Origin of the sequence: Parabacteroides sp. ASF519 (assembly GCF_000364265.2) — a bacterium.
Taxonomy (GTDB): domain Bacteria; phylum Bacteroidota; class Bacteroidia; order Bacteroidales; family Tannerellaceae; genus Parabacteroides; species Parabacteroides goldsteinii.
On sequence record NZ_AQFV02000006.1, the window covers coordinates 4,397,417 to 4,414,816 of the forward strand.

A 17,400-nucleotide genomic window follows, 5' to 3' on the forward strand; every position below is an offset into this window, starting at 1 on the left:
TTGACACATTAAAATTATTCCTATGAAATATCTTGAAGCTATCCTCGGTTTCCTGACTACGATCGCCCGTTTGATTTTTCGGGCCAAAGGGAAACACAAACCCGGTCAACCTGTGGTTGACGATACTGGCCATCCTGGCTGTCCGCCATCAGAATACGGAAGTGGCGCTGGCAGCGGTCGGGGCGATACTCTCAATATCAGGGAAACCTTCCCTGCACCCGAAAAAATAATGGGTACGGCACTAATTCTCTGTGCAACGGGAGGGTATTTGCTGAAATTGCTGGCATAATCCTTTTCCTTTAGCGGGAAGGTGTCAGAAGTCACTATCCTGTCATCCCGGGCTTGTCCCGGGATCACATACCAAGTTAATATACATTGTTATTGTATATTACATATATCCACGATCCGGCGACAAACAGATAACGATTCCGGACGATGGGAAATAACCAGTAACGTCAATCCCGGACATTCCTCAGAAAGCCGGATAATAGAGTCGTTGATCGCATGCTCCGTTGTCTCGTCCAGAGAAGAAGTCGCTTCGTCGAACATCAGAATCTCTGCTTTCTTGTATAAAGCCCGGGCAATCCCCAACCGTTGGCGCTGACCTCCCGACAACAGGCTTCCGCCTTCCCCCACCGGTGTATAAACACCTTTGGGCAGAGAACCGACAAAATGATTCAGCGAAGCCAGACGGAGAACCCGGTCGATCCGGTCCATATCCGGATGTTCACTATTATACCCCATTACGATATTATCGAGTAACGTACCTTCCACCATAAACAATTGTTGCGACACATAGCCGATGCGGCTCCGCCAGGAGGTCAGTTTATCGGCAGACAAAAGAGCATCATCTACATAAACTCCTCCCGAATCCGGTTGCAAAAACCCCAGTATCAAATGAAACAAGGTCGATTTACCCGAACCGGACTCTCCCCGGAAACCAATAAAATCGCCTTTATGTATCTCCAGATTATAATGATCGAATATGGGAGCTTTTCCATCATAAGAAAAACAAATATCCCGGATTGTTATCGAATGCCCGAACTCGATCGGAACTTGTTCCGTTATGACCTGTGTAACCTGCCCGGACTCAAGATCGGATAACAGGTTCAACGCAAACGAATTACCCCGCATCTGAAAAATATATCCCGTACCTTTTATAATACCCGGTAACACCCGGTAAACGGCGATGGCAAATATACCGACTATCAGCCCTATGGATGGAAGTTTAAATAACTGTGTTGCAATAATCAACACCACCACCGAAGACACAATAGCCACCTCCAATACTTTTTGTAAAGAATTAGTCAAAATAAAATTACGGACAGTCAAACTGTTTTGTTTTTTCAACAGGGCCGTGAATCGCGAAAAGCTGTTGGAAAAAGTATTATTCATTTCCATATCCGTAAACCCGATAAATGTCTGTTGCAATAATTTGCCCCTCTGGGGATTCAACAGATTCAACTGTTTCCCGTATTCTTTTATCCGGGAACGGGAAAAACGATAATAGGTCCATGTAATAGGGACAAATGTGAAAACGACCAGTAAAAATACATAGATATTGAATGTAATCAATCCGACCAGAATAGAGGTTGTAACAAAAAACTCACATAGTAATTGGGTATAAGGTACAAAATAACCTTGTATTAAATTACTGGCTACACTGTTGACCTGATTAATCAACTTATGGCTGTTGTTTTGCTTGATGAATAAATACCCCCGTGAATAATAACTCTGATAAAGCTGAAGGGACAAATAACTGGATATATAAAATAACCGTTTGTTCTGTTTATACTGCAACCAGGCAGACAGACAAACACGTATAATTGAAAAAAGCAATACTACTATACAGATAAAAAATACAAACGACCGGATACTGTCAAATCCCATCCAACTGTAAAATAAGGCCATATGGCGATTTTCCAGGATGATATTCTCATTAAGCACCAGCAATAAAACAGGTAATAAAACGCCGGTCCCCACCAAATCCAAAACCGCCATAATAAAAACAGAAATACCGACCTTCAACAACCGTAACCTGTATAAACGAGGCAATACTTTATACAAACGTTTCAACTCCGAAGGTATGATTTGTATCATATCAAACAATTATTTTACATTAATTACTTTATTACACTCCGACAACAACAGCCACAGAAAAAAACATAAGTAGGCCCCGAAGACACTACATACCCTTCAAAAAACAGGTGAAAAAAGAACAAAAACAACAGAGAACCCAAAAAATAGCCATTTATACCGACCGATTCCCTTTGGAACATCCGGTACATAAAAGACAGATACGGAATAAAAAAAGCCAGGAAACCCGTTATCCCCATTGAAGACAGCAGAAATAACCAACTGCTCCCCGGTTCAATAGTCCCGGTCTCCAGATTTACTTTGTTTGTCTTTGCGTAGTCAGGCTTTACGGTAGCAAATCCGACTCCAAAGATGGGAAATCCCTTAAATTCGGTCATACGGGCATCCCATAAATCATCTCGTGAACGGGTCAAACTACCTGCTATTTTACCACCTTCCATTTTAGAACGTATTCTTTCCGTATAAGGCCACCAAATACCGGCTGTCAATACAGCTAATATAGCCAGCATAAATACGAGCCGTGCCAACCGTTCCACACGATGACGATAAATCCGGCTATAAAAAAAAGCAACAGCCATAACAGAACTTGCCAATGCGGCACGGGAACCGGCCAGTAATAGTACGGCGAATGAAATAACCGTAATTCCAATTTGTTTATATCGTTCACAAATTCCGGAAGACAAATAAAAACGGTACAAACTATATACCATTGAAATACCTGCTAACGGACCGAGCAGCATGGATTGATTTGTCAATCCACGGAAACCGCTGTACCCATGTACAAAAGGTAACCTGAATGCCCATGCAAAGAATGAGATTATCACAATCCACCGGATAACCGCTAACACATATACAAAAAGCAAACGCCTCCACGTAACCATATACGGATTTATAAAGAAAGGGCCGACAGCAAAGACTACAGATAAAAAAGCCAGAACCCGGAACCATACTTTAAAATAAGCAGGAATCTCATTCACCCAGATAGAGATAAACAAGGCAACCAGAAAAGGTATATAAGTGTATGATATTTTCAAACCTCCCCGTAAAACAAACCAGATAAAAAGGACTAAAAATACAGCATAGTATACATTATCCGGAATAGGATAAAAATAAGGTATGACCTTTGTCAGTGTCAACAAAAGGACACCCGGCAATGCAATGCGGGAAAGAATATCCGTCGTGGCAACCATCATTTCAATACGGCTAAAATACAATCGGCAACTTTCGACGGTGTAATCCTCTCTGACAGTTTCCTGCTTCTCCGCCCCATTTGTACCCACTGCCACTCCGGCAAACGGATAAAACGTTCGATAGCTTTACGAATAGAACGTTTATTCGCCGGCTTAAACAAAAATCCGTTTTCCCCGTCTTTCACAAAACAACTCACGGCACCGCAACAAGCGGATGCCAGTATCGGTAAACCGGCACAAGCGGCTTCATGTATCACCAGTGCCCAGGGTTCGGTAACAGAAGGTAAAATAAATGCACCCGCCTTTTCCAGCTCTTCCGCCAATTCTTCCTGCGGCATAAAATCTTTTATTTCTACATCCGGATATCCTTTCAGTTTAGGATAATCCGGTCCGTTCCCTATCAATACCAATTTCCAGTTTTTACGATCCGGTATCGTATTCCAGGCCTCCAAAAGATACGCCAAGCCTTTTTCTTTCGAAAATCTACCTATAAATACTAAACGACGCGGATATTCTTTTTCCCGCATTTTCAAATCGACGTTATGGAATAACTCCACATCGGCCGATAAATTATGCATCAGAATCTGTTCCTGCCGAAATCCCAATTTACGTGCATAAGCAACCTGCGGCTCGCCCGATACAAACAAATGGCTGAACCACCTGCGATGACGAAAACGGGATACCAGGACATTGAACCATTGCATTCCCCCTCTCCATTGGGTATCGCTACTGGCTATTACGGGTATATGCAGTTGCTTACGAACTTTGCCTGCCACTTCGTTATATAAGGGATCTATCCAACCGGCAGTCCAAATCAAATCAGGTTCCAACCTTTTTACCAAGCGGAATAAATGGTCGGGATCCCAAAACGAAGAACGGTTGTAATACGTGACGCCTTCCAACTGGGGAGGCAAATAAGGTGTCTTCTTGTTTGAATCCGACAATACGACATGTACATGGCATTCCCTATCGACCAACGCCTTTATAACTATTACATTATAAGGCATTAGCTCTGTATACAAAATTACAATGGTAATCATATGTTATTTAGATATAAGTCGTCTGAAAATACGGTAAACACCATCAAAATGATACCGCATATAGAATAAAATCCGATAATAACTATCTGTCATTCCGGAAGTTGTTTTAAACAGAAAGAAATAAAACATTCTTTGCTGGAAACCGGCAGGACGTGACAATATGAGATCCCGTCTTAATAAGCCGTTTTGCTTAAATTCCTTTTCCAGACATTCGATACGTTCCCTGCGCGTAAGAGGACAATTCTTTTTATAAAAACTTGCCGCATACGCAGAATAATCGGTAATTCTTCCAGACCTCAGATAGGATTCCATATCATTGCTATTCCAGTCATGTATTCTGAAAAAGTGACGAAACGCATCTTCCGTCAGTTGACAGGCCTGCAAATGGTCTGATGAAAAAGAACCGGCAGCACTCATCTCATCCCGGCATAAATAATGATAAGGACTGCTATCCGGAATAAAACCGATTCTTTCGGCAAACGAAAATGCACGCAGGTTGAATACCAAATCTTCATGGGGTAACATTTCCATAAACCGGACTTTTTGTTTTTTCAGTAACTCGGAGCGGTATAATTTATTATAGGCTACTGCAAACATTTTTTTCTCTTTCAACAATAGAAAAGCATCCAGCGATGTTATCGCCGGCCATTCTGTAATCGATTCTACAAATCGGTTTTCCTTTTTCCGGTTATCACGCAGCCATTCTGTTGTTACCCCTGTAACGACAATATCCAGGTTATCCGTTTCCGCTTTCGCATAAAGAGAAGCAAACATCTCCGGTTCGATCCAATCATCCGAATCGACAAATCCGATATATTCTCCTGTCGCCAATTCTAACCCGACATTACGTGTCGCTCCCGGATTTCCGTTTCTTTGATGTACCACCCTGATACGTTTGTCCTGCAAGGCATACTGTTCTGCAATACGCCCGCTGTTATCGGTCGAGCCGTCATCTACCAGTATAATTTCCAGTTCTTTCAATGTTTGATGGCAAATACTGTCCAGGCAAGCCGGCAGATATTTCTCCACATTATAAACCGGTACAATGACCGAAATCATTTTCTTTTCCATATTTTCAATGATTTACTCAACAAGATACCGAGCAGCAAATCGACTATCAATATAATAGTTATATTACAGAAGCCTGTCAACCAATTATTCAGGACCAATAATACGATTGTAAATACCAGAATAAGTTCCGTTGCCTGTAAATGAGTCATGCCCGCAGCCAAACATTTATGATGCAAATGATTCTTATCGGCAATAAATAAGGGACGGTGGTGCATAGCACGTACCAACATGACACGAAGGACGTCGAACATCGGAATGAATAATAAGGTAAACGGAATTACCAGATTCTTTACATCCGGTTCCGTTTCCGATACATACACAGCATATTTAATGACCAGAAAAGACAACAGATATCCCAACGACAACGCTCCGGCATCTCCCATAAACATCTTGGTTCCTTTGGCAGTACGGCCCCATACATTAAAATATAGAAAGGGAATCAGGCAACCCAACGCCGAAAAAGCCAACATCGAATATAGCCATAACCCTTTGAGAGAAAACATCAGCCCAATCACCAGGAAAGAGAAAGCACTCCCTCCCGCTGCCAATCCGTCGATGCCATCGATCAGATTGACAGCATTTGTTATGAAAACAATCAACAAGACTGTAAACGGAATCGCGATATATTCCGGCAATATGTACACCCCAAACAATCCGTATAAATTATCCAGATAGAAACCGGATACCGGAAGTAAAGAAGCCACGGCAAATTGTATAAAAAATTTCTTACGATAACGAACCCCTATTAAATCATCCTCTACTCCAGTCATATACAGGAACAAACATCCTGCCGACAAAAACAAAAACTCCAACAATATATTGCCATTTAATTGGTGATTCATCGGGAAACCAATCAAATAACGATAACCGACTACTAATGACATAGACAAAACAATGGAAGGAAAAAATGCCAAGCCACCTAAACGGGGAATTCTTTCATGATGACACTTCCGCCTATTCGGCGTATCATATAATTGTTTACGTCGCGATATATTCAAAATTTGAGGAAGAAACATCAGAGAAAAGAAAAATGACAAAATCAAACAAAGAAATAAAGATATCTTACTTTTCAATGGCTCTCCGGCAACAACATCCAAAACAACTAAAAATGAATTAGTTAACATGCATTTATTATTTGAGGGTTGATATAACAAAGGTCGTCAGTCCCATTTCTGAGGGTGACATACTAGTGCTTTTTATTTTGACCCTTATTTACGGAATAAGGGTCATTGAGTTTAAACCACTATATATCAACCATATACTAGCATGTTTTATATATAGAGTAAGTAAAAAATCAATAACGATGTCTATTTACAATCTATATATAACCTGGAAATAATCAGTTGTCTGAAAAAGGAAAGGACAAGAAACTGGAAATGGAAAATGATAGTGTTTATTTAGTAAAATAATATTACTAAACTCAGGATTCCTTAAATAAATGTCAATCTATTTATTTCTGATAGTTGGAGTGTCCTGCTAAGATCAGTTAATGATTTTATCGCAGTTAATCTTGAATTTCATAATGGTTTCATTTTTAGGTCTTTCCGCATCTTTTTTTCACGAATTTCAATGAGATTATCTTAATATTAATCTTTTTTAAGACACAAATTTTCTTCTTACTACAATTTTATCAATAGTAATTTTTTACTTTTGCACTGTCAAAGATTTTCAAGCAATCTGGTAGTATGGGGTATAGATTTCGTAATTATAATTCTACCAGTTTATAAACAATGACCCTTATTCCGTAAATAAGCGTCAATTCTTGCAATTACTCTTGCTTACCCATTTTTCCACAAAGTCAATGATTTTCAAATTAACCCTGTCAATGATATTTTGATCCAATTCTTTTAAATAAAAGAGTGTTGTTTTTTCGGAAGTATGCCCCAAGGCCTGACTGATGACTGCAACCGAAACAGAATTTTCTTTTGCCTGCATAGCCCAGGAATGACGGGCCACATAGGAGGTCAGTTTTACCGGACAATCTATCATATCCCCTATCGTAGCCAACCGTCGGTTGTATGTTCTTAAAGCGACTTTATATCTCTCATAAGAAACCTCTTCCGATTGTAATACAGGAAATAGCAGATTGGAATTCTCCCTGGCATATTTTTCCAATAAACGACGCATACCCGAAGTAATCGTCACGCGAATTTCTGTTTTTGTCTTCACACGGTAATAGACAAGTACATTGCCACGTACATTATTTTGTGTCAGATGCGCCAAGTCAACAAACGCCATTCCGCATGCCATAAAACTGAACAAGAACAGATCGCGGGCAAAATCAAGACGCTTCTTCCCTTTTAAATCCAATTCCGTCATATCTTTAATGACCTGTATCCCCACTGAACGTTTATAAGTGGATACGGGGCGAAGATGTATTTTTTGAAAAGGATTTGTTTCAGGTGTAACCAGATTTTCAGATACAGCACTGTTGAATACGGTACGGAATATACTGGTGTAGTTGGTTACCGAATTAGGACTCAAATTGAGGGATTGCAGATAAGATACAAAATCTTTCACCAACAGGGGGGTCACTTGCTTCATTTTTAAAATATCCGTACCTACGAACCGCTCCAGATGTCCCAGGGTTACCTTATAGAGGGAAGCTGTACTTTGGGCTGATCCACTTTTCTCTTTTTCAAGAAAACTGATATAATTCAATAAATTTCCCCGAAAATTTCTTTTTACTTCTTTTACATACGATGTTTCCATAAAGTTGTTTTTTTAATTAGATTATATAGAACAAATGTAAAAGATAATTTGATAATGAACTTCTGCTAAAACCAAACCTGATTCAGTCTTGTTTTTATCGAGCTTATGAAGGTAAACTGGAGGATATTAAAACTGAAACTAGTGGATGCCAGGCTCTATTTCGTGAGCCTCATTGTAGGGTTGCTGACCGGGTTGGTGGCAGTTCCCTATCACTATTTATTACAGTTATTCTACAATTACCGAAAGAATTTCTTTGAATCGTCGCCACCCTGGTATCTTCATATGATTGCTTTCCTTACCTTCTGGGGGGTCCTCCTGTTTGTTGCCTGGATGGTGAGGCGATGGCCTTATATATCGGGTGGCGGTATTTCACAAACACGCGGGGCGATCAACGGAAGAATTGTCTATAAGCATTCTTTACGGCAACTGCTGGCTAAATTTGCCGGCGGAGTACTGACATTAAGCAGCGGCCTTTCCATGGGGCGCGAAGGGCCGTCCGTCCAGATGGGATCGTATATCGGTGACCTGGTCGGTAAATGGGGACATATCCTGAGCGGTGAACGGAAACAGTTGCTGGCAGCCGGTGCCGGAGCCGGACTGGCGGCTGCCTTTGCTGCTCCTTTGGCAGCTGCTACGCTGGTTATCGAATCGATCGAACGGTTTGATGCGCCCAAAACGGCTATCACAACCATACTGGCCGGAGTGGTTGCCGGAACCATTGCCAATATGATCTTTCCCATAAATCCCTATCATGAGATAAATGCCGTGGCACCGGATTTGTCATTCTCGTTACAGATCAAACTATTCCTCTTGTTCGCCGTCATCGTCTCCGTTTTCGGAAAGTTCTATTCGCTGTTGATGCTTTACGTGAAAAGGTTATATCCGGCCATAAAACAACCGGAATACATCAAGTTGCTTGGATTACTGATCATGGCCTATACCATTTCACTGACGTTAACGGACCTGACCGGAGGCGGCGAACAGTTCCTGATGGAACAGGCTTTAGGCGGAAAAGAGAGCATCCTGTGGATAACCGGGATGATGTTGCTGCATATGGTGTTCACCGTCTATTCCTTTTCATCCGGACTGCCGGGTGGCAGTTTTATTCCGACACTGGTAACAGGGGGATTATTAGGAAAGATCTGTGCCTTATTGCTGGTGCAGCAGGGTATCATCGCACCGGAAAATATAAGTTACGTCATGTTGATCGGGATGGCTGCATTCCTGGTTGCCGTGGTACGTACTCCCATCACCGCCATTCTCCTGATAACAGAGATCACCGGCCATTTCGAAGTGTTCTATCCTTCGATCGTTGTCGGAGGACTGACGTATTATTTTACCGAGTTACTGGAAATAAAGCCTTTCAACGTCATGTTTTATGAAGAGATGATCAAGAAACCGATCTTTCAGGAAGAAAAACGGCTGATACTAGATGTCGAAGTCATGGCAGGTTCTTATTTTGACGGGAAGCTGGTCGATACGCTCCACCTGCCCAATAACTGCATCATCATCAATATCCACCGCGACCGCAAAGACTTCCCTCCTGCCGGACAAACGATCCTGCCCGGCGACCAGCTGACTCTTGAAATCGATGCCCAGGACATCGAGAAGCTGTACGAGCCGCTGGTTAGTATGGCAAATATCTATTAGCCCCAATAAAAAAGGTGTCTGATAAAAACTCAAACACCTTTCCTATCTATGAATTGTTTGTTTACGCAAAGAACAATATCAACAATTGTGCTGTCAACACTCGCAGGAACATCGTCAACGGATAAACTGTTGCGTATCCCACAGACGGTGCATCGTTACCTGCCGTTGCGTTTGAATAGGCCAGTGCAGGCGGGTCGGTCGTACTACCGGCAATCAGACCCATCAGCGTGAAATAATTCACTTTGCAGAAATAGCGGCCGATACAACCGATAATCAGCAAAGGTACGGTAGTGATGATAAAGCCGTAACCGATCCAGGCAAAACCTCCATTGTTCACGATCGTGTCGACAAAACCGTCACCCGCACTGATACCGACACAGGCCAGAAACAACGTTATACCGATCTCACGCAACATCAGGTTGGCACTCTGAGTCGTATAAGTCACCAACTTATATTTATAACCGAAACGGCTGATCAGGATAGCCACGATAAGCGGACCACCAGCCAATCCCAATTTTACCGGCTGGGGAATACCCGGGAAAGTAATAGGAATACTTCCCAATACAATACCTAAAGCAATACCGATAAAGATAGTGATAAGGTTCGGCTCGTTCAAACGTTTCATCGAGTTACCCAATACCTTCTCTACGTTCGTTACGGCAGTTTCAGTACCTACTACATTTACACGGTCACCCACCTGAAGGGTCAGATGCGGCGTTGCAACCAGGTCGACACCGGCACGGTTGATACGGGTTATATTGATACCATACAGTTTACGCAGTTTCAACTGACCCAGACGCTTACCGTTCAGTTCCGGTTTTGTAATCAGGATACGGCGGTTGATAAACTGGCTTTCCATACGAATCCATTGTTTACGCTCCATATCGATCTCTTCACCAATGAAAGTTTTAATCGTTTGGGCATCCTGCTCCGTAGTAATGACAAAAACCTTGTCATTCTCCATCAATACGGTATTGGCAGATACGATTTCAATCTGCTTGTCGCTATCGTGCCAGATACGTGAAATAACGAAATCACGATGTTCCAGAAGGTTTGATAACTCACCGACACTCTTACCGAAAACAGCTGGGTTCTTCACGATTAATGAAACAGGTTTTGCCTCATTCGTATGGGAAGCATCTTCATTGTTCAACTGTTCGTTTTCCTTGTCAAAGTTAACCCGGAACACGTAACGGATAAATATAATCGACAGGATAATACCGATAACACCCAACGGATAAGCAACTGCATATCCTAACGCTATCGTATTGTCCGTTGATCCGTACATATCGGAGAATGCCTGTTGTGCTGCACCCAGACCCGGGGTATTCGTTACAGCTCCTGACAGGATACCGACCATCGTCGGCATCGGAATGCCGGTTGCATAATGCAGGATAATAGCTGTTACCACCCCCAGGAATACAATCCCGCAAGCCAGCATATTCAACGTAATACCACCTTTCTTAAAAGAGGAGAAAAATCCAGGTCCCACCTGCATACCTACCGAGTAGACGAACAATATAAGACCAAATTCTTTAAAAAAGTGGATAACATTGTGATTGATCGTAAAGCCGAAATGCCCTAAAATGATCCCCACAAACAGTACCAGTGTGATCCCTAACGAGACACCAAATACTTTAATTTTTCCCAATTGAATACCTGCCGCAATAACGAAAGAGAGCAACAGGATGGAGTGGCCAATGCCTTCGCCCCATAATAAATCATTGATCCAATTCATACTATTATATTAAAAAATCTTTTTGCCATTAAATAAAGTTCGCAAAGGTATACATTTAGTTTGTGTTTAACAACATAAACAGTATCTTTACCCGGGAAAAATAAAAAGATCATGAAGAAAATATATCGTATAGCACTTGCTTTGTTATTTGCCGCGACAGGGCTTAATGCTCAAAGCTCTGAAAAGACAGTAATTATCAACACGAACGTAGGGACCATGAAAGCCCGGCTGTATGACGATGTCCCGAATCATGTCCGTACATTTATCGCCCGGGCCAGACAAGGCGAGTTCAACGGGACACTTTTTACCCGTGTGATCAAAGAGTTTATGATCCAGGGAGGAGCGCCCGACTCAAAGAATGCACCGGCCGGAGCCCGTTGCGGTTTTGGTGATTCGTCGGCGGAGATCATGCCGGAGTTGAACGATAAATATTTCCACAAGAGAGGTGCGCTGGCCGCCCCGCGTCAAAACGATGATGTCAATCCGGAAAAGAAATCGGATATGTCGCAGTTCTTTATCGTACAAGGGAAAGTCTATCGCAACGGGGAACTGGATACGTTGGAATTGATTGCCAACCAGGACATACGAAAAAAAGCGCTGGATAAGTTCTACCGTCCTATTGCCGTCGACTTAAAAATGCTGAAACAAAGCAACAAACGGGAATACAACAAACGGGTAACAGCCGTCAACGCCCGGATAGATTCCATGATTCTGGCAACGCCGGGACACCTGATCTTTACAGACGAGCAACGGAAGGCATACACCACAGACGGCGGATGCCACCACCTGGACGGTATTTATACCATCTTCGGCGAACTGACCGAAGGATTCGATGTGCTGGATATCATTGCCAACCAGCCGAAAGATCAATATGACCGTCCTAAAAAAGATATCAGAATCATTAGTGTTATTATTGAATAAAACATCATTTATATGTTAAAAAGAGACTTTATCATGGTCCAGATAGAAGAACTGGGCAAAGTGATCGCCCAGATCATCTTCAACCGGAATGCTAACGCTGCCCGTAAAAATCCGGAGTTAATACAAACGGTCTACAGTTCACTCAAACTGGATCAGGATTTCCTGATGACCACATCTCCCGAAGAGATTCTCCGTTCTCTGGACAATGAAGATAACGGCGGTGTGTTACGCCTTGAAATAGCAATCAAGACCCTGATCGAGGACAGTTACCTCCAACCGGAAAACCAACCGCAAATACTCCTGCGGGCTAAAGAATTGCTGGAATACCTGCAAGCACATGACAGTACGTTCTCGCTGGAAAGGGTCAATTTGCTGAACGAGATCGAGGAACGGCTGAAAGAATAATTCTATTTACTGGAATTTCTTATTTTCTTCTATTAATTCTTCGCTATATTGTTCCGGAGCTAAGGGTGAAAAAAGTTCTATTAAATTATCTTCGGGATCACGCAGATGTACTGTGCGCGCTCCCCAATCAGCCATATCGGTTGGTTCATTAACGAATATCACACCCTTATCTTTCAGAGTCATATAAGTGTTATCGACATTATCCACACTGAATGATACAAGTGATTTCTCTCGAAATCCCACAGGTAATTCTTTATCTGCATTGCCCACTGACGGAGCCATCCAGTCGGATACAAAAAGAGCAAATCCTTCTATTCCATCTGCTACTTTAAAACTTGCATAACCACTGTTTTCATCTCCCCAAGCAGGCTCTAAACCAAGCTGCCCGGCATAAAAATTAAAACATTTTTTGTAGTCTTTGACTAATAATCTTACATTACTAAACCTCATAATTGTTCTTTCTAAAATTTATCAAATAGTATTTCTTTATTCAGTTGGCAACTGTTACTTTTCCAATGCCGCCACTCCTTCCGCGCAACGTTCCCCATCGATCGCAGCCGACACAATACCACCTGCATAACCGGCTCCTTCCCCGCAAGGGAAAAGTCCTTTTATCGTAACATGCTGATAGGTGTCACGGTCCCGAAGAATACGGACGGGAGAAGAAGTTCGTGTTTCGACACCGATCATCAGTGCTTCATTGGTAAGAAAGCCTTTCGATACCTTTCCGAAATAACGAAAACCTTCACGCAAACGGCGGGTTACAAATTCCGGCATCCAGAAATGAAGCGGAGAAGCCAGCAAACCGGGAGTATAAGAGGAAACAGGCAGATCGAAGGAGTTTTTCTTGTTTACAAAATCGTTCATACGCTGTGCCGGTGCCGTCTGTTTCATGCCTCCGTTCAACCAGCAGACTTCTTCCAGCCGTTCCTGAAAGGCCATCAAAGCCAGTGGCGAATCAGCCGGGACCGTCACTTCTTCATGTTTCATCAGTTCGGTATAATCTTCCGGACGAATTTCGACCACCATTCCGGAGTTAGACCAACGGGAACCACGATTAGAGGGAGACATCCCATTCACGACGACCTGCTTCGGACCGCTCGCCGCCGGAACAACAAACCCGCCGGGACACATACAGAAAGAATAAACACCCCTCCCGTTCGACTGGGTAACGAAACTGTACTCGGCAGCCGGAAGATACTTACCCCTTCCCTCCCTGCGATGATACTGTATCTGGTCGATCAGTTCCTGCGGATGCTCCAGGCGGACGCCTACCGCAATACCTTTCGCCTCTATCGGAATCTGCTGCTGATAAAGGTATCTGTAAACGTCACGTGCCGAATGTCCGGTTGCCAGGATTACCGGACCGTAAAAAGTCTTTCCGGTATTCGTCTCCACACCGATCACTTCGTCCTCTTTCAGGATCAAGGCATCCATACGGGTTTCAAAATGCACTTCACCGCCACAACGGATAATCTGCTCACGGATATTTTCTATCACCCGGGGGAGCTTGTCCGTACCGATATGCGGATGGGCATCGGCCAGAATAGAGGTACTCGCTCCGTGCTGGCAAAAAACATTTAATATCTTGTCTACCGAACCGCGTTTCTTGCTGCGGGTATATAATTTACCATCGGAATAGGCTCCGGCACCACCTTCACCGAAACTGTAATTCGATTCACTGTTTACCGTATGTTCGCGACTGATCAGGGCAATATCTTTCTTCCGTTCACGAACGTTTTTCCCCCGCTCGATAATCACCGGACGCAGTCCCAATTCAATCAGGCGAAGGGCAGCAAACAAACCACCCGGCCCGGCACCGACAACAACGACCTGTTTCCCTCCGGATACATCTTTATATTCTACCGACTGATATTCCGGCTCTTCCGGTTGTTCATTAATAAATACACGTAGCTTGACATTCACATAAATCGTACGCTGACGGGCATCGATAGAACGTTTCAATACACGCACGGCCTGAATATCTTTTGGCTGAGCACCGGTTTCATGCGCCACCACCTGTTTCAATGATTGCTCATTCACAGCCTCCTCCGGCAGGATGCGGAGTTGTAATTCTTGTATCATATCTGTTTATTTGCTTGTTAATGGGATATAATAGATAATACCTCCCTGAAGGCGCAAACCACTCCAATCAGGAGCTATCGTAAGCGACTGGCCTTTGTTCCTGAATCGTTTTGTCAGATCAAATTCATAACCGACATTTATATTCAATGCGAGTTTCTTATGTATCCGTATCTTTGCACCAACAGCAGGTTCAATAAAAAAGTTTGTTCCGTCAAGAGATTCGGAGTCTATTATTTCTTTTGGTCTTTCCGCTAAAGTAACTTCCTCCTCGACAGTACCGTTATTAAAAACAACGCCGGTTGAAAACTGCAAATAAGGCCTCACGATACATTCCGAAAAATCCGGTAAAGCAAAACGATAAAATCCTCCTAAACGAACTCCTTTCGTACGAATAGTAAAGTTGTAAGACGCTGAATAGTCAGAGACTCCTTTATTGCCTACAGTATTCATAAAATCAAGTAATAATCCGGCCTGATGCAATTTCCTCCATTCAAGCCCCAATTTAGCCTGATGAGTTATATAACCAGGAAAGTTATCGGTTGTTTTAACATGGTTCAAAGAAGGTTTTGCTTCGTCGAGCAACGACTTCATATCTCCCATTTTATAAGTTGCAAAACCGACATTATATTCCAGGGTCAACTCCTGAGCCTGCAATGACAATGTTGTCAACAGACATATTATAGTTATTATATAAATCCGTATCATTTCTGCAAGTATTTTTCAATGTTCAATATATATCCGTCGAACGACAATAAAGTATTACCTAACAAAAGGGGATAAATCCACGACGCTGTTTTTAATGTGAACAACACTTCTCCTTCGGGAGAAAGGACTTTGAGATTATTACTATTGTAAATCAACAAATTGCCGGTTAACGGATCGACATTAACCAGTTGCGCGTACATGTCTTTCCGTATAATCTTGATTCTCTTGAAATCCGGCAAATGAATCACCTCCACATAATCGTCGTAGGCGATCAGCAATTGATCGGGATGTACCGGATGAAGCATGCTTTTCCAATAAGTTCCATAAGAATACGGCATTTTGGTGTCTGCAACAATCTGATGATTATTCAATATGATCAGTTTCTGATCGAACCCATCCTCATACATCAGATATTTACCGTCGACCGACATTTGAGGAGTCAAAGCATTCGAAGGTATAGCAGCCAAATGTTCGCCCTCCAATGTTGAGAAATGCAGAATAGCCCCGCTTCCATCACCCTTGTAGGCACAATAAATCAATTCATCTGCTGCATTTATACCTAAAAGAGAAGAATAGCCTTCACAATCTACACTATTCAACAATGCCAATGTCCGACCATCAAAAACATTCGCCGGATTACCATCGGTAACAACCCTGCCGGATACCGGAGAGCTGAACACTCCCCACCCGGAACTTCGGTTATCGGACGATAACAGTTCGCCATCGGTAGAATAACATCGCAAAGAACCCGGCTCTTGGGCATACAGACAACCCGTCATCCGGTTATATACCCATCTCGCACCCCGTGATTCATACTGAAAAATTCCGGGCGATCCGACCTGCAATTCCCTGAATGTAGTCTTACCCGGATCTTCTGTAGAAACAAGAACCAAGCGGGCGTTATAAGTCGTTGTCATCGAACCGAACTCGCCGGGCGGCAATGACACTGTCGCCTTCCCGTCATCCGGCCTGAAAACAGTTCCGTCATCCAACCGAACAGAAATATCGGCCGGATAAGGGGTTTCCCAAGCCACCACTGTCTCTTCTATATCAGCTTTAACAATATAATACCGAATGGCATCCGGCATTTTAACCTCCCCCATTGGCCAGACCAATGTCGTATTTCCGTCACGCAGGTTCATCCGGATATTATAAACCGATTCCGCCCCCAGATTATTCTTATCCGTCCACGAAGTATTTCCGGCAGGAACAGTCACATCGACCGTGTATCCTTCAGAACCGCCGGTAATGGTGTACGACTGTAACTCAAGATGGGAAAGAACCGGTTCCGCCCAGTTCAAGGTCAAATACCCGTCAACACTAACTCCCTGTGATATAATAGAGGGCAATTCCATACTATAGTCGATAATTACCGGCCAACTCATCTTGAAAGAATATCCTTCTATTTCCATTTGGTCGGCAATACTACCGCTACCTGTCGGGGAATAACACTCACAGGTTAACGTATAATTCCCGGAAGGGAAAGTCGATGAGGAAATCATCAGAGAACCATTAGGTTGCAAATCCGAATCACTCCAAACGATATCGCCCATTTTAAACTTTAGTCCTTTGATATCTTTACCGAATGCTGTCAACGAATAATTTAATTCCGTCTCTTTATTGATTAAAATTGTCTGCCCGTCGGTAACAGCATTCAAATCAATACTGGCATTTGCCGAATCCTGAGGTTTCTCGATATCAACAAAATTTTCATGTATCTTATATTCACAACTCCAAAGCAAACAGATACAACACAAATAACAAATTAATTTACTATCCATAATAA

15 protein-coding genes are annotated in these 17,400 nt (G+C 42.8%); 4 read left to right on the forward strand and 11 right to left on the reverse strand.

Going from position 1 to position 17,400, the window contains the following annotated elements; genetic code table 11:
• Nucleotides 1-22 precede the first annotated feature (22 nt).
• Nucleotides 23-289, forward strand: a complete 267-nt coding sequence (locus tag C825_RS17460; RefSeq protein ID WP_010803441.1) for a hypothetical protein — start codon at nucleotides 23-25, stop codon at nucleotides 287-289.
• 89 nt (nucleotides 290-378) lie between these two features.
• On the opposite strand, the gene C825_RS17465 is transcribed toward C825_RS17460, so the two are convergent.
• The 6 genes from C825_RS17465 to C825_RS17490 all read right to left on the reverse strand — a co-directional run bounded on the left by C825_RS17465 (nucleotide 379) and on the right by C825_RS17490 (nucleotide 8,110).
• Nucleotides 379-2,100, reverse strand: a complete 1,722-nt coding sequence (locus tag C825_RS17465; protein ID WP_010803442.1) for an ATP-binding cassette domain-containing protein — start codon at nucleotides 2,098-2,100, stop codon at nucleotides 379-381.
• Nucleotides 2,101-2,123: 23 nt separating this feature from the next.
• A complete protein-coding gene (locus C825_RS17470; protein WP_250690595.1) occupies nucleotides 2,124-3,383 on the reverse strand; it encodes an O-antigen ligase family protein in 1,260 nt (419 codons plus the stop codon).
• The gene (locus tag C825_RS17475) at nucleotides 3,287-4,309 is read right to left on the reverse strand and encodes a glycosyltransferase family 4 protein (protein ID WP_224264954.1); all 1,023 of its coding nucleotides are present in this window, start codon (nucleotides 4,307-4,309) and stop codon (nucleotides 3,287-3,289) included. The genes C825_RS17470 and C825_RS17475 overlap by 97 nt, the downstream gene beginning before the upstream one ends.
• A 21-nt stretch (nucleotides 4,310-4,330) precedes the next feature.
• On the reverse strand, nucleotides 4,331-5,398 hold the full coding sequence (locus C825_RS17480; RefSeq protein WP_010803443.1) for a glycosyltransferase: 1,068 nt from the start codon (nucleotides 5,396-5,398) through the stop codon (nucleotides 4,331-4,333).
• Nucleotides 5,383-6,282, reverse strand: a complete 900-nt coding sequence (locus tag C825_RS17485; RefSeq protein ID WP_228100145.1) for an MraY family glycosyltransferase — start codon at nucleotides 6,280-6,282, stop codon at nucleotides 5,383-5,385. The genes C825_RS17480 and C825_RS17485 overlap by 16 nt, the downstream gene beginning before the upstream one ends.
• 871 nt (nucleotides 6,283-7,153) lie before the next feature.
• Complete coding sequence (locus C825_RS17490; RefSeq protein ID WP_007659167.1) at nucleotides 7,154-8,110, reverse strand: tyrosine-type recombinase/integrase; 957 nt, start codon at nucleotides 8,108-8,110, stop codon at nucleotides 7,154-7,156.
• 105 nt (nucleotides 8,111-8,215) lie between these two features.
• On the opposite strand from C825_RS17490, the gene C825_RS17495 reads away from it, so the two are divergent.
• Entirely contained in the window at nucleotides 8,216-9,760 is a 1,545-nt protein-coding gene (locus tag C825_RS17495; RefSeq protein WP_010803444.1) for a ClC family H(+)/Cl(-) exchange transporter, read from the forward strand.
• A 61-nt stretch (nucleotides 9,761-9,821) separates the two neighbouring features.
• On the opposite strand, the gene C825_RS17500 is transcribed toward C825_RS17495, so the two are convergent.
• A complete protein-coding gene (locus tag C825_RS17500) occupies nucleotides 9,822-11,498 on the reverse strand; it encodes a putative transporter (RefSeq protein ID WP_007659165.1) in 1,677 nt (558 codons plus the stop codon).
• Between the two features lie 111 nt (nucleotides 11,499-11,609).
• Here C825_RS17500 and C825_RS17505 point away from each other — a divergent pair, with 111 nt between their 5' ends.
• Nucleotides 11,610-12,419 carry a peptidylprolyl isomerase gene (locus tag C825_RS17505; RefSeq protein ID WP_010803445.1) on the forward strand — a complete coding sequence of 270 codons (810 nt, stop codon included), beginning with the start codon at nucleotides 11,610-11,612 and terminating at the stop codon, nucleotides 12,417-12,419.
• Nucleotides 12,420-12,431: 12 nt separating this feature from the next.
• Nucleotides 12,432-12,824, forward strand: a complete 393-nt coding sequence (locus C825_RS17510) for a hypothetical protein (protein ID WP_007659163.1) — start codon at nucleotides 12,432-12,434, stop codon at nucleotides 12,822-12,824.
• 6 nt (nucleotides 12,825-12,830) lie between these two features.
• On the opposite strand, the gene C825_RS17515 is transcribed toward C825_RS17510, so the two are convergent.
• Genes C825_RS17515 through C825_RS17530 form a run of 4 tightly spaced genes read right to left on the reverse strand, consistent with a single transcriptional unit; the run spans nucleotide 12,831 to nucleotide 17,395 of the window.
• Entirely contained in the window at nucleotides 12,831-13,274 is a 444-nt protein-coding gene (locus tag C825_RS17515) for a VOC family protein (protein ID WP_007659162.1), read from the reverse strand.
• 54 nt (nucleotides 13,275-13,328) lie between these two features.
• Complete coding sequence (locus C825_RS17520) at nucleotides 13,329-14,909, reverse strand: NAD(P)/FAD-dependent oxidoreductase (RefSeq protein ID WP_007659155.1); 1,581 nt, start codon at nucleotides 14,907-14,909, stop codon at nucleotides 13,329-13,331.
• 6 nt (nucleotides 14,910-14,915) lie between these two features.
• A complete protein-coding gene (locus tag C825_RS17525) occupies nucleotides 14,916-15,614 on the reverse strand; it encodes a hypothetical protein (RefSeq protein ID WP_010803446.1) in 699 nt (232 codons plus the stop codon).
• On the reverse strand, nucleotides 15,611-17,395 hold the full coding sequence (locus C825_RS17530; RefSeq protein WP_010803447.1) for a hypothetical protein: 1,785 nt from the start codon (nucleotides 17,393-17,395) through the stop codon (nucleotides 15,611-15,613). Before C825_RS17530 ends, C825_RS17525 begins: the two co-directional genes overlap by 4 nt.
• Between the last annotated feature and the right edge of the window lie 5 nt (nucleotides 17,396-17,400).

Coding starts and splice junctions, on each gene's coding strand:
- C825_RS17460 (WP_010803441.1), top strand. CDS start 23: ATGAAATATCTTGAAGCTATCCTCGGTTTCCTGACTACGATCGCCCGT.
- C825_RS17465 (WP_010803442.1), bottom strand. CDS start 2,100: ATGATACAAATCATACCTTCGGAGTTGAAACGTTTGTATAAAGTATTG.
- C825_RS17480 (WP_010803443.1), bottom strand. CDS start 5,398: ATGGAAAAGAAAATGATTTCGGTCATTGTACCGGTTTATAATGTGGAG.
- C825_RS17485 (WP_228100145.1), bottom strand. CDS start 6,282: ATGTCATTAGTAGTCGGTTATCGTTATTTGATTGGTTTCCCGATGAAT.
- C825_RS17490 (WP_007659167.1), bottom strand. CDS start 8,110: ATGGAAACATCGTATGTAAAAGAAGTAAAAAGAAATTTTCGGGGAAAT.
- C825_RS17495 (WP_010803444.1), top strand. CDS start 8,216: ATGAAGGTAAACTGGAGGATATTAAAACTGAAACTAGTGGATGCCAGG.
- C825_RS17500 (WP_007659165.1), bottom strand. CDS start 11,498: ATGAATTGGATCAATGATTTATTATGGGGCGAAGGCATTGGCCACTCC.
- C825_RS17505 (WP_010803445.1), top strand. CDS start 11,610: ATGAAGAAAATATATCGTATAGCACTTGCTTTGTTATTTGCCGCGACA.
- C825_RS17510 (WP_007659163.1), top strand. CDS start 12,432: ATGTTAAAAAGAGACTTTATCATGGTCCAGATAGAAGAACTGGGCAAA.
- C825_RS17515 (WP_007659162.1), bottom strand. CDS start 13,274: ATGAGGTTTAGTAATGTAAGATTATTAGTCAAAGACTACAAAAAATGT.
- C825_RS17520 (WP_007659155.1), bottom strand. CDS start 14,909: ATGATACAAGAATTACAACTCCGCATCCTGCCGGAGGAGGCTGTGAAT.
- C825_RS17525 (WP_010803446.1), bottom strand. CDS start 15,614: ATGATACGGATTTATATAATAACTATAATATGTCTGTTGACAACATTG.
- C825_RS17530 (WP_010803447.1), bottom strand. CDS start 17,395: ATGGATAGTAAATTAATTTGTTATTTGTGTTGTATCTGTTTGCTTTGG.